Raw genomic sequence first — 20,375 nt, 5'->3', positions numbered from 1 at the left:
ATTGTTATGGTGCGTTTTTTGCGCTTTTAACATGAGTTTTACTGATTAATATAGCGGCCAACCAACACACACTCACAATGGATGACACAGCATGAGCACTCTGATCAACAAGGTACTGTTCACTCGCGCGGGCTACGGTCTGACGATTCTGCGCATTTTCGTCGGCATCATCTTCGCGGCCCATGGCTCACAGAAACTCTTCGGTGCATTCGGCGGCTACGGCATCGCCGGCACCGCGCAGTACATGGAAAGCATCGGGCTGGCACCCGGTCACCTGATGGCGATCCTGGCGGGTGGTACTGAGTTTTTCGGCGGTCTGGCGCTGATCATCGGCCTGCTGGCACGCCCGGCAGCGCTGGGGCTGACCTTCCTCTCGCTGGTGGCTATTTTCACGGTACACATCAGCAACGGTCTGTTCATGGCTAATAACGGTTATGAGTTCGCCCTGGCTTTGCTCGGTGGCAGCCTCGCAGTGTTGATCGAAGGTGCAGGCAAGCTGTCGGTCGACCGCGCCATCACCACCTGACCGCTCTGGTTCAACAAAAAGGCCTGCACTGTGCAGGCCTTTTTTGTTGCTGGTGATTCTTGACACTGTCTGGTCAGCTTCTCTAGGATGCTGCCCATGCGCCGATTTAAACAGCTACTTGCGGGGCGCCAGGTGACTCATTCAGTTGCCGATAGAAGCTTGAAACAGGCTTCGAAATACCGCTAAAGCGCTGGTTCGGTGTTGCCTCTCACCTGCCATGCAGACTTTTGAGGCAGAGACACGACACAATGAATGCATTAAGCCCCGTTGTACGCCCCGCGCCGATCACGGCACACCTCTCCCAGCGCAATCCAAAAATCCTGCTTGGCGGTAAACATCAGCCGACGCTTCTGCGTTACCTCGATGGCTGGCCACGTCGTACCGGCGGGCCTGCTGCCTTCCTGATTCAATTTGTCGACGACGGCGAGTCACTGGCACGGTTTGCCAACGACAGTTTTGATCTGGCGGTGATTCTGGCACCCAACGCCGAGGATGCGCCGCAAGTGATCAGGCAGCTGACTCGCGTGGCTCGCCAAGGGCTGATTACCCGTCGCTGAGATTCAGGGCGCTGCGGCTCAGGGGTAGTCAATCGCCACGATATACACGCATTGTTCACCGGTCGGTGTCTGAACTCGCACTTCAGCGTCCAGCGCCTTGCCGATCAGGGCGCGCGCCAACGGTGAGTCGATGCTGATCAGGCCTAGTTTCAGATCAAGCTCATCCGGCCCGACGATGCGATAGCGTGACTCTTTGCCGTCTTCATCTTCAATCGTGACCCACGCGCCAAAATAAACCTTGTTCGGATCGCTGGGTTTCTCACTGACCACCTTGAGCGCTTCCAGGCGTTTGGTGAGAAAGCGCACGCGACTGTCGATCTCGCGCAGCATCTTTTTGCCGTAGGTGTACTCGGCGTTTTCCGAGCGATCGCCCTGTGCCGCCGCCTCGCTGACTGATTGCGTCACTTGCGGTCGGCGCACATGCCAGAGCTCATGAAACTCGGCCCGCATCCGCGCTTCACCTTCGGGGGTGATCAGCGCGGTGCCAGCGGTGCGGGGAGGGCGATAACGGCTCATGGCGACTTCTTGTGGTTGAATGCGTGATCAGAGCGCTTGAGTTTATCAACCCTCGCGCAAGACTGTCAGGGGGCTGGCGTTCAAGGCGCGGCGCGTACCGAACACACCGGCACCGCCGATTAGCACGGCCCCGATCAGCGGCAATACCAACAGCCATGGATGCGGGTGCCAAGGCAGGTCGAAGGCATAACGGTAGAGCACCAGGCTCACCAGTTCCGAGCCCAGTGCCGCCAACAACCCGCTGACCGCGCCGAGCAGGCCGAACTCGATCCGTCGGGCCCTGACCAGCAACTGCCGCTCGGCGCCTAGCGCTCGCAGCAATGCACCTTGGCGAATGCGTTCATCCAGCGTTGCCTGCAAACCGGAGAACAACACCGCCATCCCTGCCGCCAGCACAAACAACAGTACGTATTCCACTGCCAGGGTGACCTGGCCAAGGATGCTGCGCAGCTGCGCCAGCAAGGCTTCGACTTGCAGAATGGTCACTGCCGGAAAGCTGCGGGACAGGTCGACGATCTGCTGATCGTGACCGGCCGCCAGATAGAAACTGGTCAGGTAGGTCGCCGGCAAGTCTTTCAAGGTGCCGGGCTGGAAGATCATGAAAAAGTTCGGCTGGAAGTTGTCCCAGTTGATCTCCCGCAGGCTGGTAACTTTCGCCTCCCGATTGACTCCGCCGACGGTGAATACCATGTGATCGCCGAGCTTGAGTTTGAGGCTTTCGGCGACTTTACCTTCCACCGAAACACCGGGTATTTCATCCGCAGGTTGCTGGTCCCACCAGTTGCCGGCGGTGAGCTTGTTGCCCGCTGGCAGGTCTGCCGCCCAAGTCAGGCTCAAGTCGCGTTGAATGGCTCGATCACCGGCCGAATCCTTGCTGACGATGTCCTGCACCGGTTCGCCATTGATGCTGATCAGGCGTCCCGGCACCACCGGGTACAGCGGCGCCGATTGTGCCGACACCTCCATCAGTCGATCGGTAAAGGCTTGCTTGTCCGCCGGCAGAATGTTCAGGGCGAAATAGTTAGGGGCATTTTTCGGCAACTGGTTTTGCCAGGTGTCGAGCAATTCGCCACGCAGCAAAGCGATCAGCGCCATGGACAGCAGAATCAAACCGAAGGCCAGGGCTTGACCCGCCGCCGCCAGTGGATGACGCAGCAGTTGGCCCAACCCGAGGCGCCATGGCAATGAGGCGCGCGCCAGCATCCGGCGCAGGCTCTTCAGTAGCAGCAATAGCAAACCGCCCAGCACCAGCGCCGCGATCACACCGCCGCCGAGCAGGGCGAAGGTCAGCAACAGGTCCAGGCTCAAGCGCCACATGATCAGACCGAGGGCGCCCAATGCCGCGCCATAAACAATCCAGGTGCTGGACGGAATCGGCAGCATGTCGCGACGCAATACGCGCAGCGGCGGCACTCGACCCAAAGCGGCCAGTGGCGGCAGGGCGAAACCGGCCAGCGCGACCAGCCCGGTGCCGATCCCGGCGATGGCCGGCAGCAGGCCACCCGGTGGAACATCGGTCGGCAGCAAGTCACCCAGCAGCGCAAACAACCCGAGCTGCGCGAGCCAGCCGAGCAGGGCGCCGCTGATGCTGGCGAGCAGTCCGAGTACGGTCAGTTGCAGACTGAACAGCACCATGGTTTCCCGACGGGACAGGCCCAGGCAGCGCAGCAATGCGCTGGCATCGAATCGGCGCGTGGCGAAGCGTGTAGCCGACAACGCCACCGCCACACCGGACAACAGCACCGCCACCAGACTGGCCATGTTCAAATAACGTTCAGCCTTGCCCAGAGCGCCGCCGATCTGCCGGTTGCCGTCCCGGGCATCCTGGATGTGTTGGTTGGCCGCCAGCCCGGGCTTGATCAGTTGACGATAGGTTTCCAGCGCCTCGGCTTTGCCGCGCCAGAGTTCGCGGTAACTGACCCGGCTACCGGGTTGCACCACGCCGGTCGCCTCAAGGTCGCTAAGGTTGATCAACACCCGCGGCGTCAGGCTGTAGAAATTGCCGGCGCGATCCGGTTCGTAAGTCAGCACCCGCGCCAGTGTCAGGGTTTTCATGCCGACATCGATGCTCTCGCCGATCTTCAAGTCCAGTGCGGTCAGCAGTCGCGCTTCGACCCAGGCTTCACCGGGTTTCGGACCACCACCGGGTTCTTCCGGCGCGAAGGGCGCGGGAGCGCTTTTCAGTTCGCCGCGCAACGGGTAGACGTCATCGGCGGCTTTGATACTGGACAGCTGAATGCTGTTGTCGGTGGAAATAACGCTGGAAAACTCCACCACCCGAGCGTGCTCAAGGCCCAGCTCCGTGCCGCTTCTGACCTGTTCGGGGCGCGCCGGCGAGCTGCCTTCGAGCACCAGGTCGGCACCGAGAAACTCGGTGGCGCGCAGCATCATGGCGCCGTTCAGGCGAGCGCCGAAGTAACCGATGGCGGTACTTGCCGCCACCGCCACCAGCAAGGCGAAGAACAACACACGCAACTCACCGGCGCGGGCATCGCGCAACAGTTGACGGATAGCGAGACTGAACAGGCGCAACAGCGGCAGGCGTGCCATCAAGGCTCCAGAGGGGCGACCAGCAGGCCGGCTTCAAGGCGGATCAGGCGCCGGCAGCGATGTGCCAGGCGTTCGTCGTGGGTCACCAGCACCAGGGTCGTGCCGCTTTCCTGGTTGAGTTCGAACAGCAGATCGCTGATGCGCTCGCCGGTGTGGCTATCGAGATTGCCGGTGGGTTCATCGGCGAACAGCACGTCGGGCTCGGCGGCGAACGCCCGGGCAATCGCCACGCGCTGCTGCTCGCCACCGGAAAGCTGGCGCGGTGAGTGAGTCAGGCGCTGGCCCAGGCCGACCCGCTGCAGCAGTTCGGTGGCGCGCTCACGGGCGTCTTTGCGGCCATCGAGTTCCAGCGGCAGCATGACGTTTTCCAAAGCGTTGAGACTGTCCAGCAGCTGGAATGATTGAAAGACAAACCCCACGTGCTCGGCACGTATGCGCGCGCGTTGGTCTTCATCGAGATTGCTCAAGCCTTGCCCGGCGAGGGTGACTTCGCCGCTGCTCGGCAGGTCGAGGCCGGCGAGCAGGCCGAGGAGGGTGGATTTGCCGGAACCGGAGGCGCCGACGATGGCCAGGCTATCGCCCTTGTTCAGTTCCAGGCTGAGTTCGTGCAGGATAGTCAGTTCACCTTCCGCGCTGGGAACCACTTTGCTGAGGTTCTTCGCGGTGAGAATGCTTACGCCCATGGAGAATCCGATGCGTGTGTGGTTTTTGAGTGCTGGCCTGGCCTTGATGTGTATGGCCCAGAACGCAGCGGCGGGTACAGTCCTGATCGTTGGCGATAGTATCAGCGCCGGTTTCGGCCTGGATACCCGCTTGGGGTGGGTGTCATTGCTCGAGCAACGGCTCAAGCACGAAGGTTTCGACGATAAAGTGGTCAATGCATCCATCAGCGGCGACACCAGTGCCGGAGGCCGGGCGCGGCTGCCGGCGCTGCTTGCAGAGCATAAGCCTGCGCTGGTTATCCTAGAGTTGGGGGGCAACGATGGGTTGCGCGGAATGCTGCCAACACAATTGCAACAAAATCTTGCGTCGATGATCGACAGCTCCCGCGCCAGTGGTGCCAAGGTATTGCTACTGGGCATGCAACTGCCACCCAACTACGGTGCGCGTTACACCCAGGCCTTTGCCGAGGCTTTCACCAAGGTCGCCAACGAGAAAAAGATCCCGCTGGTGCCGTTTTTTCTCGACGGTGTGGGCGGTCATCCAGACCTGATGCAAGGCGACGGCCTGCACCCGGCTGCGGCGGCTCAGGACAAGTTGCTGGAAAATGTCTGGCCGACACTGAAACCGCTGCTTTGACGCTTTTCTAGCGGCGGTGTTTCGGCTAAGGTGGCGCCCCCGATTTGGAGCCCCCGATGCCGCGTCCTGCCTGGTCCCTTTTTGCCTACCAACTGATCGAGCCTGACGAGCAGCTGGATCTGTTCGCCTGCCAGGAAGTGCGGGTGCATCTGGTGACCCGTCAACTGGAGTTGGGCGGCTCGGCGGACCGAACCTTGTGCGGCAGCCTGTTACCGGCGCAACCGCGCTGGTCGAGCGTCGACCGTAGAGTGTTCCAGGACCAGCGTCTGTGCTCGCTGTGTCGCGCCATTCTGGAATCGCAAAAACGTGGCACCTCGCCGATCTGGCCTGAGTTGCGGTTCGAACTTTAGATTCCTGTGGTGAGGGGGGGCTTGCCTGTGGCGAGGGAGCTTGCTCCCGTTGGACTGCGAAGCAGGCCTGAATTCCGATCACCGGGGTTCTACAGTAAAAACGCATTTACCGGTGTCACGACGGCTACGCCGCCGAACGGGAGCAAGCTCCCTCGCCACAGACAAGCTCCCCACAGGCAAGCCCTAACCGCCGATCCCCCGCAACCACAGGTCTTTACGTCTCCCCGAAATAACGGGCGTCGGTGTACAATCCCGTTTTTATACCCTTGTCGATCATGCGAAGGATTTTCCGGATGTTGCCGCGCTTTCCCGCCGTCACCCGCTGCCTGTCTCTTGCCGCCCTCTGTGTCGCGGGTCCGGTAGCAGCATTGGAGCTACCCCTGCCACCCCCTGGTGAAGACATCATTGGCCAGGTGCAAGTGATCAAGGCCAAGTACGAAGACACCTTCGCCGACCTTGGTACCACCTACGATCTGGGCTACTCGGAAATGGTCGCGGCCAACCCAGGCGTTGATCCATGGTTGCCGGGCGCGGGTACCGAAGTGGTGCTGCCGACGCGCTTCATCCTGCCGCCGGGGCCCCGTGAAGGCATCGTCATCAACCTGGCTGAATACCGTCTTTACTATTTCCCGAAAGGCCGGAACGTGGTGTACACCTTCCCGCTGGGTATCGGTCGTGAAGGCTGGGGCTCGCCGATTGCTCACACCAGCATCGTCGCGAAAACACCGAACCCGACCTGGACGCCTCCAGCGTCGATCAAGGCAGAGCACGCCGCTGATGGTGATCCATTGCCGAATGTGGTGCCAGCCGGCCCGGACAACCCGCTGGGGCCGTTCAAGTTCACACTGGGCACTCCGGGCTACCTGATCCACGGCTCGAACAAGAAGTTCGGTATCGGCATGCGCACCAGCCACGGTTGCTTCCGCATGTTCAACAACAATGTGCTGGAAATGGCTGGCATGGTGCCAGTAGGGACGTCGGTGCGCATCCTTAACGACCCGTACAAGTTCGGCCTCAGTGGCGGCAAGGTTTATCTGGAAGCGCACACGCCGCTGGACGACAAGGGCAACCCTTCGGTAGTCGACAAGCACACCGCAGTGATCAATGCGATGCTCAAGCGTGAGGACATCACCAACAACTTGCGCATGAACTGGGATGTTGTGCGTGACGTGGTGGCCGCTGAAGATGGTCTGCCGGTGGAAATCGCGGTACCGGGTACCTCGGCACCGATGGTCACGAGTGCACCGATCGACCTGCAGCAGTAACGCGTTAAAGTAACCCGCCGACGCAGGCCGCGTCGGCGGGTTTTTTATGGCCTGCAGAAACGGCGGGCAATAAAAAAGCCGACCCAAAAAATGGGTCGGCTTGATAACAATCCCGAAGGACTATTACTTGCGGCTAGCTTTTTCCAGCATGCGCAGAGCACGCTCGTTAGCTTCGTCAGCAGTCTGTTGTGCTTTTTGAGCAGCAGCCAGAGCTTCATCAGCTTTACGGTAAGCTTCGTCTGCACGAGCCTGGGAGCGAGCTGCTGCGTCTTCAGTAGCAGTCAGACGTGCTTCGGTTTCTTTCGATACGCTGCTGCAACCGGTAGCCAGAACTGCGGCCAGAGCCAGAGCAGAGAATTTCAGAACGTTGTTCATCGTGTTCCCCTTCAAGGACTTTCTATTAAGTAGCTGTCTCCTCAGATTGAGGAAATAGCCGGCGTACATACTACCCATTACTTGTAGTAAGTAAACTGACGTAGAGCAAGAAGCAAAAAAAATTGTAGGCGTTGATTCTTTTTCGAGCAACTTTTAACTGCATTGTATAAAAAATATCCAGCTGCGAGGCCCGAACTGAGCGAGCCGCCGGGAAAAAGTTCCCGGTGTCGGCAGCTGTTTTTCAGTCTCGACTAAAGTCCGTCTAGATGGAATCGTCCACACTTTTGTTCGGATTTTGCGCAGCGGCTCTCATATCTTTATCCATGTTGAGGTGACTTAAACAAAGGGCGCTCGTCTTAAGTCTCAATATCCGGCAATGTTCAGGCTCGGACTCGGGAAGATTCCGGTCGAGCCGCCCCTGCATTACCCCAGGCAATACCCGCCAGCCAGCATGACGAGCGTCCCTTGAGCATTTCTGCCAATGGTGCCTACTATTTGATACGTGCTCGGTTGGGCGAGATAGGTGTTGCTCTCTCGGTGTCCATTCAGGCACAGGGTGGCGTAGATGTTCCTTCGCCGGAAAAACATCGGTAAGGTAGGGGTCAGAATTAAAGACCCGCGAGGAGTAGTGATGAGCGAGGCGTTGTCCATCCACCATGACCAGGCTGGTCATCAGTTCGAGACCACTGTGGACGGTTATCGTGCCTACCTGACCTATATGGATCTGGGAAAACAGACCCTGGATATTTATCGTACCTTTGTGCCCAACGCGCTGCGTGGTCGCGGCATCGCGGCGGCGTTGACCGAGCAGGCACTGCAATACGCCGAGGAAATGGGCTACACGGTCATTCCATCGTGTTCCTACGTAGAGCGCTACATGGAGCGTCACGCGCGGCATGCCGCCAAGCTGTGAACAAAGCGAACGCATAAAAAAACGCCAGGTTTAAGCCTGGCGTTTTTTATGCGTGAAACGAAACGGCGATCAGCTGCGATCGCGTTTCGGCAGCACGTCCTTGAGCTTGGCGTGCATACTGCGCAAGGTGTTTTCGGTGGCGGTCCAGTCGATGCAGGCATCGGTGATCGACACGCCGTATTGCAGGTCGGCGAGGTCTTTCGGGATCGCCTGGCAGCCCCAGTTCAGGTGACTTTCGACCATCAGGCCGATGATCGACTGGTTGCCTTCGAGGATCTGGTTGGCGACGTTCTCCATCACCAGCGGTTGCAGGGCCGGGTCCTTGTTGGAGTTGGCGTGGCTGCAATCGACCATGATGTTCGGCTTGATTTTCGCCTTGTTCAGCGCTTGCTCACAGAGCGCGACGCTGACCGAATCGTAGTTCGGTTTGCCGTTGCCGCCGCGCAACACCACGTGACCGTAGGCATTGCCCTTGGTGGTGACGATCGACACGCCACCTTCCTGGTTGATACCTAGGAAACGGTGCGGACTGGACACCGATTGCAGGGCGTTGATGGCCACCGTCAGGCCGCCGTCGGTGCCGTTCTTGAAGCCAACGGCCGAGGACAGGCCGGAAGCCATTTCACGGTGAGTCTGGGATTCGGTGGTGCGTGCGCCGATCGCCGACCAGCTGATCAGGTCCTGCAAGTATTGCGGGGAGATCGGGTCGAGGGCTTCGGTCGCGGTCGGCAGGCCCATCTCGGCCAGGTCCAGCAGCAACTGACGACCGATGTGCAGGCCATCCTGAATCTTGAACGAGTCGTCCAGGTACGGGTCGTTGATCAAGCCTTTCCAGCCAACGGTGGTGCGTGGCTTCTCGAAATACACGCGCATGACCAGATACAGGGTATCGGACACTTCCGCCGCGAGCACTTTCAGGCGCTCGGCGTATTCGTGGGCAGCCTTGATGTCATGGATCGAGCATGGCCCGATCACGACGAACAGGCGGTGGTCGGTGCCATCAAGAATGTTGCGAATGACTTCGCGGCCCTTGGTGACGGTGCGCAGGGCAGCATCGCTCAGAGGGATATCACGCTTGAGCTGATCGGGAGTGATCAGGGTCTCGTTGGAGGCGACGTTAAGGTCGTTGATCGGTAAATCAGCCATCGTTTACTCGTCAGGTCACGGGTGCCGGCCGCCAGCGAACCCGCGCGGCGGAGCACAGCAAATTAAGCGCGTCGGGGAGCTGAACCTTAGCGCGTTACACCGTGGCTCGACAATGGGCAGACACCGGTTTAGGGGGCAGAACGTCCCTTAAACCGGCACAGGCTATGCAAATGCCTTGCGAACCGTGTCGTGGGAGAACTCGTCGGCATGCTGCTGGACCCATTCGAGAGCGAGAGCCTGAATGTCCTGCAGGTCGTCCTGCGCGTCATGCTGGCGGCGGTAACGTTCGATCTGACACACCTGTTCGCCCATCCTGGCACTGAACAGCGTCTGTTCGTCAATAAAGGCGATGCCGACCAGATAGCCGCGTTTGCGTCGCAGGCACCAAGCCACATAACCCAGAAAACGCAAGTCCGGGTTCAAGGTCGGCATGCGTACTTCCAGCGCCGTACCGTGGCGCCACGCGCGGTGGTAATTGCAAGCCATGCCACCGAGGCTGATAGTGTGCAGCTGTTGTCGCGAAATACACTCATGTTTGAACAACGTTAATTCGACGGGCACATCATCAGGATGAGGAAGATAACGTCTCATGAACACGGACTCCCTGTGTCGGCCATCTGACATCGTTCCTCCCAGTATAGTGGTCGAATCGGAACTGACCGATTTCGACGCCGACCAACGGCTGTTGGCGATGAACGGTATTTCCCTGGTGATCTTTACCAGCGTCGGCTGCGCCAGTTGCCGATTTGCCCGTGAGCAACTGCCCAGGTTTGATCTGGCGGTCGATCGACTGTGCTGGATCGATGCCGGAAACAATGGCGGGGTGGTCGAGCGTTATCGGGTCTTTCATTTGCCGGCGCTGTTTGTGGTGCGCGACGGTGAGTTCTTCGGGGCGCTACAGTCGCGTCTGACCCGTACGGCGCTCAACGAGGCCCTGGGTCAGGCGTTGAGTCGACAAGCAGAGGAGTTGCCATGACAGACACAGTGGTCAAGCCGAGAATCGGCATCATCGGGACCGGCGCAATCGGTGGTTTCTACGGGCTGATGCTGGCGCGTGCCGGCTTCGATGTGCACTTTTTGTTGCGCAGTGAGTTTTCAGCGGTAGCTGAGCGCGGCTTGCATCTCGACCATGCGTCGTTGGGCCCGCTGGTCTTGAATCCGGTTCAGGCGTATTCGTCGGCCGCAGACATGCCCCCCTGCGACTGGCTGCTGGTAGGCGCCAAGACCACCAGTAACGCGGACCTGGCACCGGCCATTATTCAAGCCGCGGCACCTGATGCCAAAGTACTGCTGCTGCAAAATGGCCTGGACGTCGAAGACAGTCTGCGCGAGTTGCTTCCCGATTCGCTGCACCTGCTGGGTGGGCTCTGTCTGATCTGCGTCCATCGCGCCGGCCCAGGGGTCATTACCCATCAGGCGCTCGGGGCCGTGAACGTTGGCTATCACAGCGGCCCCGCCGCCGATGAACAGACGCGCATGAATATCGTCGAGGAGGGTGCCGGACTGTTTCGCAGTGCGGGCATCGACTCCTCGGCCATGCCAAACCTGCAACAGGCGCGTTGGCAGAAACTGGTCTGGAATATCCCCTACAACGGTCTGTCGGTTCTGCTGGGAGCCAGCACCACGCCATTGATGACGGATGCCGACAGCCGCGCGCTAATTCAGGCCTTGATGGCCGAAGTGGTTCAGGGGGCCAAGGCCTGTGGGCACGATATACCGCCGGGTTACGCCGATTATCTGTTCATGATGACCGAGAAAATGCCCGACTATTGGCCGAGCATGTACCACGACTTCCTGCACAAGCGACCGCTGGAACTGGACGCGATCTACACTCGGCCACTGGCAGCGGCGAAGGCGGCGGGATGTGAATTGCCACGAATAGAAGCCTTGTATCGCAGCTTGAGTTTTATCGACCGACATAATCACTGAGTCGGTCAAAAGGAGAGGGAAGGGCATGGCCAATGGCATAGACGACAAACTGGTGCTGGCGATTTCTTCGCGGGCGCTGTTCGACTTGAGTGAAAGCCACAAGGTTTATCTGTCGAGCGGTGTCGAGGCCTATCGGCAATACCAGATCGAACACGAAGACGAAATTCTCGAACCCGGCGATGCGTTCCCGTTGGTGGAAAAACTCCTGAATCTGAACGCCAGTCTCGGCCGTGCCCGGGTCGAGGTGATCCTGGTGTCGCGCAACAGCGCCGACACCGGCCTGCGGGTTTTCAATTCGATTCATCACTATGGCCTGGCGATCTCGCGTGCGGCATTTGTCGGCGGACGCAGTCCTTATCCGTACCTCAAGGCCTTTGGCTGCGACCTGTTTCTTTCGACCCATTCCGACGATGTGCGCAGTGCGCTGGAGGCGGGTTTCGCCGCAGCGACTATTCTGTCGGGCGGTGCCAGTCGCGCCGCCAGTGATGAATTGCGCATTGCTTTCGACGGTGACGCGGTGCTGTTTTCCGATGAGTCGGAGCGGGTCTATCAGTCGGGAGGCCTGGCGGCGTTTCAGGCCAGCGAGCGGGAGGCCGCTCGCGAGCCTTTGCGCGGCGGGCCGTTCAAGGGTTTCCTCGCGGCGCTCAACCTTTTGCAGCGTGAGTTCCCCGATGATGCCTGTCCAATCCGCACTGCGCTGGTGACCGCGCGCTCGGCGCCGGCTCATGAACGGGTGATCCGCACCTTGCGCGAATGGGACATCCGTCTGGACGAATCGCTGTTCCTTGGGGGGCTGACCAAATCGGCTTTTCTCGAAGCCTTTGCCGCCGACGTATTTTTCGACGATCAGGCCGGCCATTGCGAGCTGGCCCGCGAAGTGGTCGCCACCGGTCATGTGCCGCATGGCATCAGTAACGAGCCGTCGATTTAAAGCGCTGCGGTTCGATGCGCGGAGCCGAACGCCGCACTCGCCACGGCACTGCTAAGCTGAATCAATCTCCGCCATGTTGGCATTAAAGGAGGTCACTATGATTCATTCGATGCTGTATGCCACCGACCTCGGTCTGTATGCACCTTTTGTGATGCAGCATGCGTTGGCACTGGCTCGAACATTCAATGCCGATTTGTATGTGGTGCATGCGGTTGAGCCAATGGGGTTGTTCGCCGAATCGGTGCTTCAGAGTTACCTCGATGAGCAGGCCTTGAACGAGTTTCACAGTCAGGGTCTGAATACGGTAATTGCCAATATCGAGCAGCGGGTGCTCGACAGCTTTCGCGAAGAACTGGGGGATGAGGGGGAGCAGGATTTGCAACGGATTCGGGCAGTGCGGGTACTGCAAGGCGATCCGTCGCAGGTGATTCTCGACCAGGCGCAGAAACTCTCCGTCGATTTGCTGATCGTAGGGAGTCACAGTCATGGCGCTGGCGCGGAAACGCCATTGGGCAGGACCGCTGCGCGTGTGTTGCAGCTGTCCCGGGTGCCGGTCTATCTGGTGCCACTGATGGAGCGTCGCCGCAAAGGGGATCGCTAGGACCCGAATAATGGCATTTTGATAAAAAGTTCTAGATTTATTAATCAAACCATTAATATAGTTATATACCGTCGCTGATGCCCGTGGCGTCTACCTGCTTTGAGGGATTCATATGAAGCTTCAACAATTGCGCTACATCTGGGAAGTGGCGCACCACGACCTCAACGTTTCTGCTACAGCCCAAAGCCTCTACACCTCGCAACCGGGCATCAGCAAACAGATCCGTCTGCTGGAAGACGAATTGGGGGTCGAGGTTTTCGCCCGCAGCGGTAAGCACTTGACCCGTGTTACCCCGGCCGGCGAGCGCATCATCACCACCGCTGGTGAGATCCTGCGCAAAGTTGAAAGCATCAAGCAGATCGCCCAGGAGTTCTCCAACGAGAAAAAAGGCACCCTGTCGATCGCCACCACGCACACCCAGGCGCGTTATGCGTTGCCACCGGTGATCAGCAATTTCATCAAGCAATACCCGGACGTTGCCCTGCACATGCACCAGGGTTCGCCGATGCAGATCGCCGAGATGGCCGCTGACGGCACCGTCGATTTCGCCATCGCCACCGAAGCGCTGGAACTGTTCGGCGACCTGGTGATGATGCCGTGCTACCGCTGGAACCGCTGCGTAGTGGTGCCTCAAGGCCATCCGCTGACCAAGCTGTCGAAGCTGACCCTCGAAGCCCTGGCCGAATACCCGATCGTGACCTACGTGTTCGGTTTCACCGGCCGTTCGAAACTCGACGAAGCCTTCAGCCATCGTGGCCTGACACCGAAAGTGGTGTTCACCGCCGCCGACGCCGACGTGATCAAGACTTACGTTCGTCTGGGCCTGGGCGTGGGCATCGTGGCGAAAATGGCGGTCGACACCAAGCTCGATAGCGACCTGGTAGTGCTCGATGCCAGCGAGTTGTTCGAATCCAGCATTACCAAAATCGGTTTCCGTCGCGGCACGTTCCTGCGTGGTTTCATGTGCGACTTCATCGAGAAATTCGCGCCGCACCTGACCCGCGAAGTGATGGCCAAGGCCATTCAGTGCCACAACAAACAGGAACTGGAAGAGCTGTTCGACGGCGTCGAACTGCCGGTGCATTAATCGTCAATCTTCTTGCCTAGACCACCTCGGTAACAGAAAACTGTTGCCGAGCGCCCGCCACCAGAATCTCCACTTCATCCCCTTCGAACTTGCCCAGCAGGCTTTTGCCCAGCGGTGAGCGAGGGGTGATGACAGTAATCAGTTGCCCCACCAGATCAACTTTCAACCCGGCCGCGTCAGGGGCCAGGAATAGCCATTGTTCGCGACCCTTTTCGTCTTCCAGACCCAGCAGGGCACCGACTTCGATACCGCGCTGATCGTCATAAGGCCGCAGTGTCAGGTTCTGGCAAAGGGTCAATGACTGCCTGATTTCTTCCACTCGTCTGGCCTGTCCGGCCGCCAGATAAGACGCCTCCAGCCCCAACGTGTCGTACTTGTTTTCGGCTATGTTTTCTTCGTGGGTCGCGGTTTCGTAAGCGGTTTGCGCGGCCCGCTCGGCGATGTCGAGATCGATCCGCAGCTTGTCGATAATCAGTTGGTGGACGGTTGGCTTGTGCATAGAGAGCTTCATGATCAATCGCAGAATTGCAGGACGTTGGCGCGGCTTTTTTCGCTCGGCGCAGTTTGATTCTGCTGCAGCCAGAACTGGCATTTTGGATTGGACAGATTGTGTTTGCTGCTTCTGGCCTGTTCCACCATTTGCTGCTGTTCATTCCTGCGCAGGTGGTCCTCGTACTGTTCGAACATCGGGTTCTGCGGGGCAGGTTGGGCAGGCTGCTCAATCACCGGTGGCTTGGCCAGTTGTTCCACCACCTGGGCCAAGGGCGCCAATTGCTCGTTGAACAACAGACGCCAGGCGAGCCAGCAAGTCAGTGCGATCGCGATGAATCCCAGCCACAAACCGAGGGCAATGCTGCCGGTCAGTTGCAGCGCATTAAACTGAATCGGCAAGGGACGGCGCGGGTTGGGACGGTAGGGCATTACTGCCTCCTGGCGGGTAGTCGCGGGCAAGTGGCGATTGTCGCATGAAGATTAATCGCCGTCGGCTCTTCTGCACGGGGTAATTTATGCGGACAATCGGCGCCTTTGCCAACGGGAGCCTGGAATGCCTGAAATGAAAACCCGCTGGGATATTTTTTGCACCGTGGTCGACAACTTCGGCGACATCGGTGTGACCTGGCGCCTGGCCCGACAGCTGGTGGCCGAACATGCCGTGACGGTGCGCTTGTGGGTCGACGACCTGCGGGCCTTCGAGCGTTTGTGTCCGCAAATCGATATCAACGCTGCGCAGCAGTGGCAACAGGGCGTCGAGGTGCGGCAGTGGTCGGCCGACTGGCAGCCCACCGAAGCCGCTGATGTCGTCATCGCCGCATTCGCCTGCCAGTTGCCGAGTGCTTATATGGAGGCCATGGCCGAACGGGAAAAACCGCCGCTGTGGATGAACCTCGATTATCTGAGTGCTGAAGACTGGGTCGTTGGCTGCCACGGCTTGCCGTCGGTGAAGTACAAGAACGTGCAGAAGTTCTTTTTCTTCCCGGGGTTCCGCAAGGGCACCGGCGGCTTACTGCGTGAAAGCGGATTGCTGGAGCGGCGTCGGCAGTTTCAGCAAAGTCCGCAAGCTCAGCGAGAATTCCTGCAAGGCCTGGGAATTGATCGCGCGCCGAATGCACAGTTGATCTCGCTGTTTGCCTACGAAAATACCGGGCTGGCCAGTTGGCTCGACACGCTGGCGGCCGATTCGACGCCGACGCATCTGCTGGTACCCGAAGGCCGTATTCTCGGCGACGTCACACGCTGGCTCGGGGTGGATGGGTTGAAGGCCGGGGCGGTGCATGTGCGCGATGCCTTGACCGTGCAAGTTCTGCCATTCGTCCGACAGGATCAATATGACCTGCTGCTGTGGAGCTGCGATTTCAACGCCGTGCGCGGCGAAGACTCCTTTGTCCGCGCCCAATGGGCTGGTCGTCCGCTGCTCTGGCATATCTATCGGCAGGACGAAGATATCCATCTGGACAAGCTCGATGCTTTCCTGACCCTGTACACCCAAGGCCTGTCCGAGCCTGCCCGCGAGGCGATCAGCGGTCTATGGCGGGCATGGAATGCAGGTGAGACAATGACGGACCACTGGAAATCAACCCGCAAACATTGGCCTGAACTGGAAAAACATGCCGAGACATGGTGTCTGGAACAAGCCTTGCAGGCAGATCTTGCCGCAGCGCTGGTACAGTTTTACCTAAATTGGATATGATACGCGGCCTAGATTTTTGTAAATCCCATCCAAATTCGGATATTCGCAATGAAAACTGGTAAAGAACTGAAACCCGGGATGGTGATCCGTCTCGAAAACGATCCTTGGCTGGTTCAGAAAGCTGAATTCACCAAGTCGGGTCGTAACAGCGCGATCATGAAGACCAAGCTGAAAAACCTGCTGACCGGTTACAAGACCGAGATCGTTTACAGCGCCGACGACAAACTGGACGACGTAATCCTCGACCGTAAAGAAGCGACCCTGTCCTTCATCAGCGGCGACTCCTACACGTTCATGGACACCACCGACTACACCATGTACGAGCTGAACGCTGAAGACATCGAAGCCGTTCTGCCTTTCGTTGAAGAAGGCATGACCGATGTTTGCGAAGCGATCTTCTTCGAAGAGCGTCTGGTTTCCGTAGAACTGCCGACCACTATCGTGCGTCAGGTTGACTACACCGAAGGTTCCGCTCGCGGTGACACTTCCGGCAAGGTGATGAAGCCTGCCAAACTGAAGAACGGTACCGAGCTGTCGGTTGCCGACTTCATCGAAATCGGCGACATGATCGAGATCGATACCCGCGAAGGCGGTTCCTACAAAGGCCGTGCTAAATAAGCACAGCTTCAGGAATGAAAAAGCCCGACCATTGAGTCGGGCTTTTTTGTGCCAGTTGAAATGCAGCTTCAAGAACAGCGATGAACCCTTGTGGGAGCGAGCCTGCTCGCGATGACAGAGTGTCAGTCGATATCAATGTTGAATGACACACCGCTATCGCGAGCAGACTCGCTCCCACATTTGAACTGCGTTATTTCTTCAGGTGTTGCTTGAGTTCTTCAGATGCCTGCAGCATGGCCGAGCGCACCGCGGGCACCTGGCTCACTACGTTGAGCAAACCATAGTCGTGGATCATGCCGTTGTAGCGTACTGCCGTGACCGGTACGCCAGCCTCATCGAGTTTACGGGCGTAGGCTTCACCCTCATCGCGCAGTACATCGGCGCTGGCCGTCTGCACCAGAGCGGGTGGCAAGCCCTTGAGTTGCGAGGTGGTCGCTCGCAGCGGTGAGGCGTAGATTTCGTTCCGCTGTTTGGCATCGGTGGTGTAGTTGTCCCAGAACCACTTCATCATGTTTTTGGTGAGGAAGTGCCCCTCGGCGAACTGGTTGTAGGACGCTGTCTCGAAGCTGGCGTCAGTCACCGGCCACAACAACACCTGGAACCTGATCGCCGGTGTGCCTTTGTCTTTGGCCATCAGCGCAACCACGGCTGCCATGTTGCCACCGACGCTGTTGCCGGCCACGGCCAGACGTTTGCCGTCGACGTTGATCTCTTTACCGTGCTCGGCCACCCACTTCGTCGCGGCATACGCCTGGTTGATCGCCACCGGGTAATGCGCTTCCGGCGACGGGGTGTAATTGACGAATACCGCCGCCGCGCCCGAACCCGTTACCAAGTCGCGAACCAGTCGTTCGTGGGTCGGGAAGTCCCCCAGCACCCAGCCACCGCCGTGAAAGAACATGAACACCGGCAGCTCGCCTTTGACCCCGGCCGGCCGAACGATAGTCAGGCTGATCGGTTGGCCGTCGACCTGGATGGTCTTCTCGCTGACATCGGCTTTGGGCAGCGTCAGTTTCACCCCGGCCTGCGCGCCCACCAACACCGCACGAGCTTCGGCAGGAGTGAGCTGTTCCAGCGGTTTGCCGGTGCCGGCATTCAGTACTTCGAGGAACGCCTGGGTGTTGTGTTCAACCCCATTGCCTGCGAATGCACTGCTGATGGACAGGGCGAGAAGGGTACCGGTCAAGACTTTGCTGAAAGTGTTCATATTCATTTCCTGTTCGACCTTGGAGTCAGCGGTTAGACGGTAACGTGCAGGCGCACATCGACGTTGCCACGGGTGGCGTTGGAGTACGGGCAAACCTGGTGGGCAGCTTCGACCAGGCTTTGTGCATCGGCTTGCTCAAGACCCGGCAGGCTGATGTGCAGATCGATGTCCAGACCGAAACCGCCAGGGATCTGGCCGATGCCGACATGGGCGGTAATCGACGCGTCGTCCGGGATTTTGCGTTTGGTCTGGCTGGCGACGAATTTCAGTGCGCCAATGAAGCAGGCGGAGTAGCCAGCTGCGAACAGTTGTTCAGGATTGGTTGCGGCACCGCCAGCACCACCGAGTTCTTTGGGCGTGGCGAGTTTGACGTCGAGGACGTTGTCGCTGGAGATCGCACGACCGTCACGGCCGCCGGTGGAGGTTGCGATTGCGGTGTAGAGAGTTTGCATGGTGTGAGCCTCATTCGGATTTGGATGTTTTTGCGCTAAATGTTTGTGCGCTAAGTAAGTGCGAGATGAATGTAGCTCGCTAATATTTAGTGCGCAAGATAAATTTTCGAAAAAATGAGTTTCGAGTCATAGGTCCAACAGTTCGATTGAGAAGGAAAAGCTTGAGATAGAGGCTTTCTTGCGGAATTTTTGCGAGGTGAAATTTTTTGCGACGGGGAGGGCGCCTTCGCGGGCAAGCCTCGCTCCTACAGGTTTTCGGTCGATAACATAATTTGTAAACGACACAAAACCTGTAGGAGCGAGGCTTGCCCGCGAAGAACGATAACGCGGTCTAAAGGCTGTCTTGCAGATGGCTACGCAGCGCTTGAAGATCCGCTTGCAGCTTCCTCAACTGTTCCAGCGTTTGTCCGCTGGCGCCGAGAATGCACTGGGGAATGCCCCGTGCCTTGTCTCGCAGCGCACGACCTTGCTCGGTCAGTTCGACAATCACCACTCGCTCGTCTTCACGGCTGCGGGTGCGGCTCAGCAGGCCTTCGGCTTCCAGACGCTTGAGCAACGGGGTGAGGGAACCGGGATCGGTCAGCAGTCGGGTGCTGATTTCGCCGACCGTCAGCCCATCCTTTTCCCACAACACCATCATCGCCAGGTACTGCGGATAGGTCAGGCCCAGCGCTTGCAGCAGTGGCTTGTAGACTTTGGTCATCAGCAGCGAGGTGGAATGCAGGGCGAAGCAGACCTGATTGTCCAGCAGCAGGTCGTCGCAGTTATCCGGGTTGTTGCGCTCGGTGTTCATTTCAAAGCCTTGATCAGTGATCGTCATGAATCTAGCGGGCGAATCTTTAATGCGCCAGATAATTCTGGACTAGTGGCGGTCCAGGTTGGTTTGCAGCGCCAGATCCCACGGCGGGATGGGGCTGAAACGGGTCTTCAGGTATTCCAGCAACAAGCGGCTGCGCGAACTGGGTTGCTGCTCCAGGCGCAACGCATAAATGCCGGTGCTTTCCGGTTTAGGCAAACCATTCTCGCAAAACAGCGGCAGCAGTTCGCCGCGTAATAAATATTCGCTGGCCAGCCAGGTCGGCAAGTGCGCGATGCCCAATCCGGCCAGTGCGCCGCACACCAGCGCCTCGGCATTGTTGGCGCTCATGCGGATTCGCGCTGGTCTGTGCAAGTGCATCTGCCCCTCCCGTTCGAAGCGCCAGGCGAACGGCGGAGCCAGGCCTTCCCAGTCGAGGCCATCGTGGTCGACCAACTGCACAGGGTCGGTCGGCACGCCACGGCGTTGCAGATAATCGGGGCTGGCGCAGGCGATGCGCACCATGCTCGCCAGCGGCGTCGCCACCAGCCGGGTGTCGGCCATCTGCCCGGCACGCAGCACCAGATCGACCTTGCCGAGGTTCGAGCCCTGCATGTCGACAAAGCTGTCGATCAGGTGCAGTTGCACGTCAAGGCCGGGGTAGAGCGTCAGGAAATCGGCAATCACCGGCGCCAAGTGTCGGCGTCCGAACGCTGCCGGCGCATCCACCCGAATCAAGCCTTCTGGCGCACTGCTAAGAGACACCGCTTCCGCCCGGGCCAGGCGCAGTTCAGCGACGATCCGCCGCGCGCGCTCGGCAAAAGCCAGGCCGGCCGGGGTCGCACGCACGGCATGGGTGCTACGAATAAACAATTGGCTGCCGACCGCGCTTTCGAGGCTGTCGATGCGTCGTGCCACTGCCGAAGGCGTCAATGGATGACGGCGGGAGGCGGCGGAAAAACTGCCGCTTTCCAGCACATCGAGAAACAGGCCAAGTTGTTCGGTCAACTGATTGGGATTCATGATTCGTCGGTGCTTGTGCGAAGTTGGCACAGCCATTGTGCGTTGC

25 protein-coding genes are annotated in these 20,375 nt (G+C 59.0%); 13 read left to right on the top strand and 12 right to left on the bottom strand.

From position 1 onward, the window contains the following. Positions 1-91: 91 nt before the first annotated feature. Positions 92-526 (top strand): DoxX family protein, encoded by a 435-nt coding sequence (locus tag AB3226_RS06520; protein ID WP_367372466.1) that lies wholly within the window; start codon positions 92-94, stop codon positions 524-526. Between the two features lie 248 nt (positions 527-774). After that, positions 775-1,083, top strand: coding sequence for a class I SAM-dependent methyltransferase (locus tag AB3226_RS06515; RefSeq protein WP_367372465.1), 309 nt, complete (start codon positions 775-777; stop codon positions 1,081-1,083). 18 nt (positions 1,084-1,101) lie between these two features. Here the strand turns inward: AB3226_RS06515 and greB are convergent, their stop codons facing one another. The 3 genes from greB to AB3226_RS06500 are packed head-to-tail and all read right to left on the bottom strand — an operon-like array spanning position 1,102 to position 4,832. After that, positions 1,102-1,599, bottom strand: coding sequence for a transcription elongation factor GreB (gene greB / locus AB3226_RS06510; protein WP_008031876.1), 498 nt, complete (start codon positions 1,597-1,599; stop codon positions 1,102-1,104). A 45-nt stretch (positions 1,600-1,644) separates the two neighbouring features. Further along, complete coding sequence (locus tag AB3226_RS06505; RefSeq protein WP_367372464.1) at positions 1,645-4,149, bottom strand: ABC transporter permease; 2,505 nt, start codon at positions 4,147-4,149, stop codon at positions 1,645-1,647. Further along, entirely contained in the window at positions 4,149-4,832 is a 684-nt protein-coding gene (locus AB3226_RS06500; RefSeq protein ID WP_258620861.1) for an ABC transporter ATP-binding protein, read from the bottom strand. The genes AB3226_RS06505 and AB3226_RS06500 overlap by 1 nt, the downstream gene beginning before the upstream one ends. A gap of 10 nt (positions 4,833-4,842) precedes the next feature. Between AB3226_RS06500 and AB3226_RS06495 the strand changes: the two genes are divergently transcribed. The 3 genes from AB3226_RS06495 to AB3226_RS06485 all read left to right on the top strand — a co-directional run bounded on the left by AB3226_RS06495 (position 4,843) and on the right by AB3226_RS06485 (position 7,063). Next, positions 4,843-5,448, top strand: a complete 606-nt coding sequence (locus tag AB3226_RS06495) for an arylesterase (protein WP_367372463.1) — start codon at positions 4,843-4,845, stop codon at positions 5,446-5,448. A gap of 56 nt (positions 5,449-5,504) precedes the next feature. Then, complete coding sequence (locus AB3226_RS06490) at positions 5,505-5,798, top strand: hypothetical protein (RefSeq protein WP_003226812.1); 294 nt, start codon at positions 5,505-5,507, stop codon at positions 5,796-5,798. Between the two features lie 293 nt (positions 5,799-6,091). Continuing rightward, complete coding sequence (locus AB3226_RS06485) at positions 6,092-7,063, top strand: L,D-transpeptidase family protein (protein ID WP_367372462.1); 972 nt, start codon at positions 6,092-6,094, stop codon at positions 7,061-7,063. Positions 7,064-7,186: 123 nt separating this feature from the next. On the opposite strand, the gene oprI is transcribed toward AB3226_RS06485, so the two are convergent. Further along, positions 7,187-7,438: an outer membrane lipoprotei OprI gene (gene oprI, locus AB3226_RS06480; RefSeq protein ID WP_003172710.1), complete on the bottom strand. Its 252-nt coding sequence runs from the start codon at positions 7,436-7,438 to the stop codon at positions 7,187-7,189. A 631-nt stretch (positions 7,439-8,069) separates the two neighbouring features. Here oprI and AB3226_RS06475 point away from each other — a divergent pair. After that, positions 8,070-8,351, top strand: coding sequence for a GNAT family N-acetyltransferase (locus tag AB3226_RS06475; RefSeq protein ID WP_007899932.1), 282 nt, complete (start codon positions 8,070-8,072; stop codon positions 8,349-8,351). 69 nt (positions 8,352-8,420) lie between these two features. Here the strand turns inward: AB3226_RS06475 and AB3226_RS06470 are convergent, their stop codons facing one another. Further along, on the bottom strand, positions 8,421-9,497 hold the full coding sequence (locus AB3226_RS06470) for a 3-deoxy-7-phosphoheptulonate synthase (protein ID WP_008009435.1): 1,077 nt from the start codon (positions 9,495-9,497) through the stop codon (positions 8,421-8,423). Between the two features lie 162 nt (positions 9,498-9,659). Continuing rightward, the gene (locus tag AB3226_RS06465) at positions 9,660-10,088 is read right to left on the bottom strand and encodes a PilZ domain-containing protein (RefSeq protein ID WP_367372461.1); all 429 of its coding nucleotides are present in this window, start codon (positions 10,086-10,088) and stop codon (positions 9,660-9,662) included. Here AB3226_RS06465 and AB3226_RS06460 point away from each other — a divergent pair. From AB3226_RS06460 to cysB, 5 genes are all read left to right on the top strand, one after another. Further along, positions 10,087-10,473: a thioredoxin family protein gene (locus AB3226_RS06460; protein WP_367372460.1), complete on the top strand. Its 387-nt coding sequence runs from the start codon at positions 10,087-10,089 to the stop codon at positions 10,471-10,473. The genes AB3226_RS06465 and AB3226_RS06460 overlap by 2 nt on opposite strands. Beyond that, positions 10,470-11,426 (top strand): putative 2-dehydropantoate 2-reductase, encoded by a 957-nt coding sequence (locus tag AB3226_RS06455; RefSeq protein ID WP_367372459.1) that lies wholly within the window; start codon positions 10,470-10,472, stop codon positions 11,424-11,426. The genes AB3226_RS06460 and AB3226_RS06455 overlap by 4 nt, the downstream gene beginning before the upstream one ends. Before the next feature lie 25 nt (positions 11,427-11,451). Beyond that, entirely contained in the window at positions 11,452-12,357 is a 906-nt protein-coding gene (locus AB3226_RS06450; RefSeq protein WP_367372458.1) for a 5'-nucleotidase, read from the top strand. Positions 12,358-12,454: 97 nt separating this feature from the next. Further along, entirely contained in the window at positions 12,455-12,958 is a 504-nt protein-coding gene (locus tag AB3226_RS06445; RefSeq protein ID WP_123357700.1) for a universal stress protein, read from the top strand. Positions 12,959-13,070: 112 nt separating this feature from the next. Beyond that, the gene (gene cysB, locus AB3226_RS06440; protein ID WP_007899921.1) at positions 13,071-14,045 is read left to right on the top strand and encodes an HTH-type transcriptional regulator CysB; all 975 of its coding nucleotides are present in this window, start codon (positions 13,071-13,073) and stop codon (positions 14,043-14,045) included. A gap of 16 nt (positions 14,046-14,061) precedes the next feature. Here cysB and AB3226_RS06435 read toward each other — a convergent pair whose 3' ends face one another. After that, positions 14,062-14,544 carry a transcription elongation factor GreAB gene (locus tag AB3226_RS06435; RefSeq protein ID WP_305502762.1) on the bottom strand — a complete coding sequence of 161 codons (483 nt, stop codon included), beginning with the start codon at positions 14,542-14,544 and terminating at the stop codon, positions 14,062-14,064. 14 nt (positions 14,545-14,558) lie between these two features. Continuing rightward, positions 14,559-14,966 (bottom strand): hypothetical protein, encoded by a 408-nt coding sequence (locus AB3226_RS06430; RefSeq protein WP_367372457.1) that lies wholly within the window; start codon positions 14,964-14,966, stop codon positions 14,559-14,561. 124 nt (positions 14,967-15,090) lie between these two features. Between AB3226_RS06430 and earP the strand changes: the two genes are divergently transcribed. Further along, positions 15,091-16,233: an elongation factor P maturation arginine rhamnosyltransferase EarP gene (earP, locus tag AB3226_RS06425; protein ID WP_367372456.1), complete on the top strand. Its 1,143-nt coding sequence runs from the start codon at positions 15,091-15,093 to the stop codon at positions 16,231-16,233. 48 nt (positions 16,234-16,281) lie between these two features. Further along, positions 16,282-16,851: an elongation factor P gene (locus tag AB3226_RS06420; RefSeq protein WP_007899917.1), complete on the top strand. Its 570-nt coding sequence runs from the start codon at positions 16,282-16,284 to the stop codon at positions 16,849-16,851. Positions 16,852-17,041: 190 nt separating this feature from the next. On the opposite strand, the gene AB3226_RS06415 is transcribed toward AB3226_RS06420, so the two are convergent. The 4 genes from AB3226_RS06415 to AB3226_RS06400 form a co-directional block, all read right to left on the bottom strand. Beyond that, the gene (locus AB3226_RS06415; protein ID WP_367372455.1) at positions 17,042-18,058 is read right to left on the bottom strand and encodes an alpha/beta hydrolase; all 1,017 of its coding nucleotides are present in this window, start codon (positions 18,056-18,058) and stop codon (positions 17,042-17,044) included. 32 nt (positions 18,059-18,090) lie between these two features. Next, a complete protein-coding gene (locus tag AB3226_RS06410; protein WP_008009416.1) occupies positions 18,091-18,510 on the bottom strand; it encodes an organic hydroperoxide resistance protein in 420 nt (139 codons plus the stop codon). Between the two features lie 331 nt (positions 18,511-18,841). Next, on the bottom strand, positions 18,842-19,303 hold the full coding sequence (locus AB3226_RS06405) for a MarR family winged helix-turn-helix transcriptional regulator (RefSeq protein WP_367375763.1): 462 nt from the start codon (positions 19,301-19,303) through the stop codon (positions 18,842-18,844). A gap of 69 nt (positions 19,304-19,372) precedes the next feature. Beyond that, on the bottom strand, positions 19,373-20,329 hold the full coding sequence (locus tag AB3226_RS06400) for a LysR family transcriptional regulator (protein WP_367372454.1): 957 nt from the start codon (positions 20,327-20,329) through the stop codon (positions 19,373-19,375). Between the last annotated feature and the right edge of the window lie 46 nt (positions 20,330-20,375).

Source organism: Pseudomonas lini, assembly GCF_964063345.1.
In the GTDB taxonomy this organism is placed as follows: domain Bacteria; phylum Pseudomonadota; class Gammaproteobacteria; order Pseudomonadales; family Pseudomonadaceae; genus Aquipseudomonas; species Aquipseudomonas lini_B.
Note: the sequence above shows the minus strand (reverse complement) of the source record. Positions and strands in the feature narration are given on the sequence as shown.

What these genes read in the sequence shown, in the direction of transcription:
- AB3226_RS06430 (WP_367372457.1), bottom strand. Translation starts at nt 14,966, where the DNA reads ATGCCCTACCGTCCCAACCCGCGCCGTCCCTTGCCGATTCAGTTTAAT.
- AB3226_RS06475 (WP_007899932.1), top strand. Translation starts at nt 8,070, where the DNA reads ATGAGCGAGGCGTTGTCCATCCACCATGACCAGGCTGGTCATCAGTTC.
- AB3226_RS06470 (WP_008009435.1), bottom strand. Translation starts at nt 9,497, where the DNA reads ATGGCTGATTTACCGATCAACGACCTTAACGTCGCCTCCAACGAGACC.
- AB3226_RS06505 (WP_367372464.1), bottom strand. Translation starts at nt 4,149, where the DNA reads ATGGCACGCCTGCCGCTGTTGCGCCTGTTCAGTCTCGCTATCCGTCAA.
- AB3226_RS06420 (WP_007899917.1), top strand. Translation starts at nt 16,282, where the DNA reads ATGAAAACTGGTAAAGAACTGAAACCCGGGATGGTGATCCGTCTCGAA.
- greB (WP_008031876.1), bottom strand. Translation starts at nt 1,599, where the DNA reads ATGAGCCGTTATCGCCCTCCCCGCACCGCTGGCACCGCGCTGATCACC.
- AB3226_RS06460 (WP_367372460.1), top strand. Translation starts at nt 10,087, where the DNA reads ATGAACACGGACTCCCTGTGTCGGCCATCTGACATCGTTCCTCCCAGT.
- AB3226_RS06410 (WP_008009416.1), bottom strand. Translation starts at nt 18,510, where the DNA reads ATGCAAACTCTCTACACCGCAATCGCAACCTCCACCGGCGGCCGTGAC.
- AB3226_RS06500 (WP_258620861.1), bottom strand. Translation starts at nt 4,832, where the DNA reads ATGGGCGTAAGCATTCTCACCGCGAAGAACCTCAGCAAAGTGGTTCCC.
- AB3226_RS06485 (WP_367372462.1), top strand. Translation starts at nt 6,092, where the DNA reads ATGTTGCCGCGCTTTCCCGCCGTCACCCGCTGCCTGTCTCTTGCCGCC.
- AB3226_RS06400 (WP_367372454.1), bottom strand. Translation starts at nt 20,329, where the DNA reads ATGAATCCCAATCAGTTGACCGAACAACTTGGCCTGTTTCTCGATGTG.
- AB3226_RS06405 (WP_367375763.1), bottom strand. Translation starts at nt 19,303, where the DNA reads ATGAACACCGAGCGCAACAACCCGGATAACTGCGACGACCTGCTGCTG.
- earP (WP_367372456.1), top strand. Translation starts at nt 15,091, where the DNA reads ATGCCTGAAATGAAAACCCGCTGGGATATTTTTTGCACCGTGGTCGAC.
- AB3226_RS06415 (WP_367372455.1), bottom strand. Translation starts at nt 18,058, where the DNA reads ATGAACACTTTCAGCAAAGTCTTGACCGGTACCCTTCTCGCCCTGTCC.
- AB3226_RS06450 (WP_367372458.1), top strand. Translation starts at nt 11,452, where the DNA reads ATGGCCAATGGCATAGACGACAAACTGGTGCTGGCGATTTCTTCGCGG.
- AB3226_RS06445 (WP_123357700.1), top strand. Translation starts at nt 12,455, where the DNA reads ATGATTCATTCGATGCTGTATGCCACCGACCTCGGTCTGTATGCACCT.
- AB3226_RS06490 (WP_003226812.1), top strand. Translation starts at nt 5,505, where the DNA reads ATGCCGCGTCCTGCCTGGTCCCTTTTTGCCTACCAACTGATCGAGCCT.
- oprI (WP_003172710.1), bottom strand. Translation starts at nt 7,438, where the DNA reads ATGAACAACGTTCTGAAATTCTCTGCTCTGGCTCTGGCCGCAGTTCTG.
- AB3226_RS06465 (WP_367372461.1), bottom strand. Translation starts at nt 10,088, where the DNA reads ATGAGACGTTATCTTCCTCATCCTGATGATGTGCCCGTCGAATTAACG.
- AB3226_RS06520 (WP_367372466.1), top strand. Translation starts at nt 92, where the DNA reads ATGAGCACTCTGATCAACAAGGTACTGTTCACTCGCGCGGGCTACGGT.
- cysB (WP_007899921.1), top strand. Translation starts at nt 13,071, where the DNA reads ATGAAGCTTCAACAATTGCGCTACATCTGGGAAGTGGCGCACCACGAC.
- AB3226_RS06495 (WP_367372463.1), top strand. Translation starts at nt 4,843, where the DNA reads ATGCGTGTGTGGTTTTTGAGTGCTGGCCTGGCCTTGATGTGTATGGCC.
- AB3226_RS06435 (WP_305502762.1), bottom strand. Translation starts at nt 14,544, where the DNA reads ATGCACAAGCCAACCGTCCACCAACTGATTATCGACAAGCTGCGGATC.
- AB3226_RS06455 (WP_367372459.1), top strand. Translation starts at nt 10,470, where the DNA reads ATGACAGACACAGTGGTCAAGCCGAGAATCGGCATCATCGGGACCGGC.
- AB3226_RS06515 (WP_367372465.1), top strand. Translation starts at nt 775, where the DNA reads ATGAATGCATTAAGCCCCGTTGTACGCCCCGCGCCGATCACGGCACAC.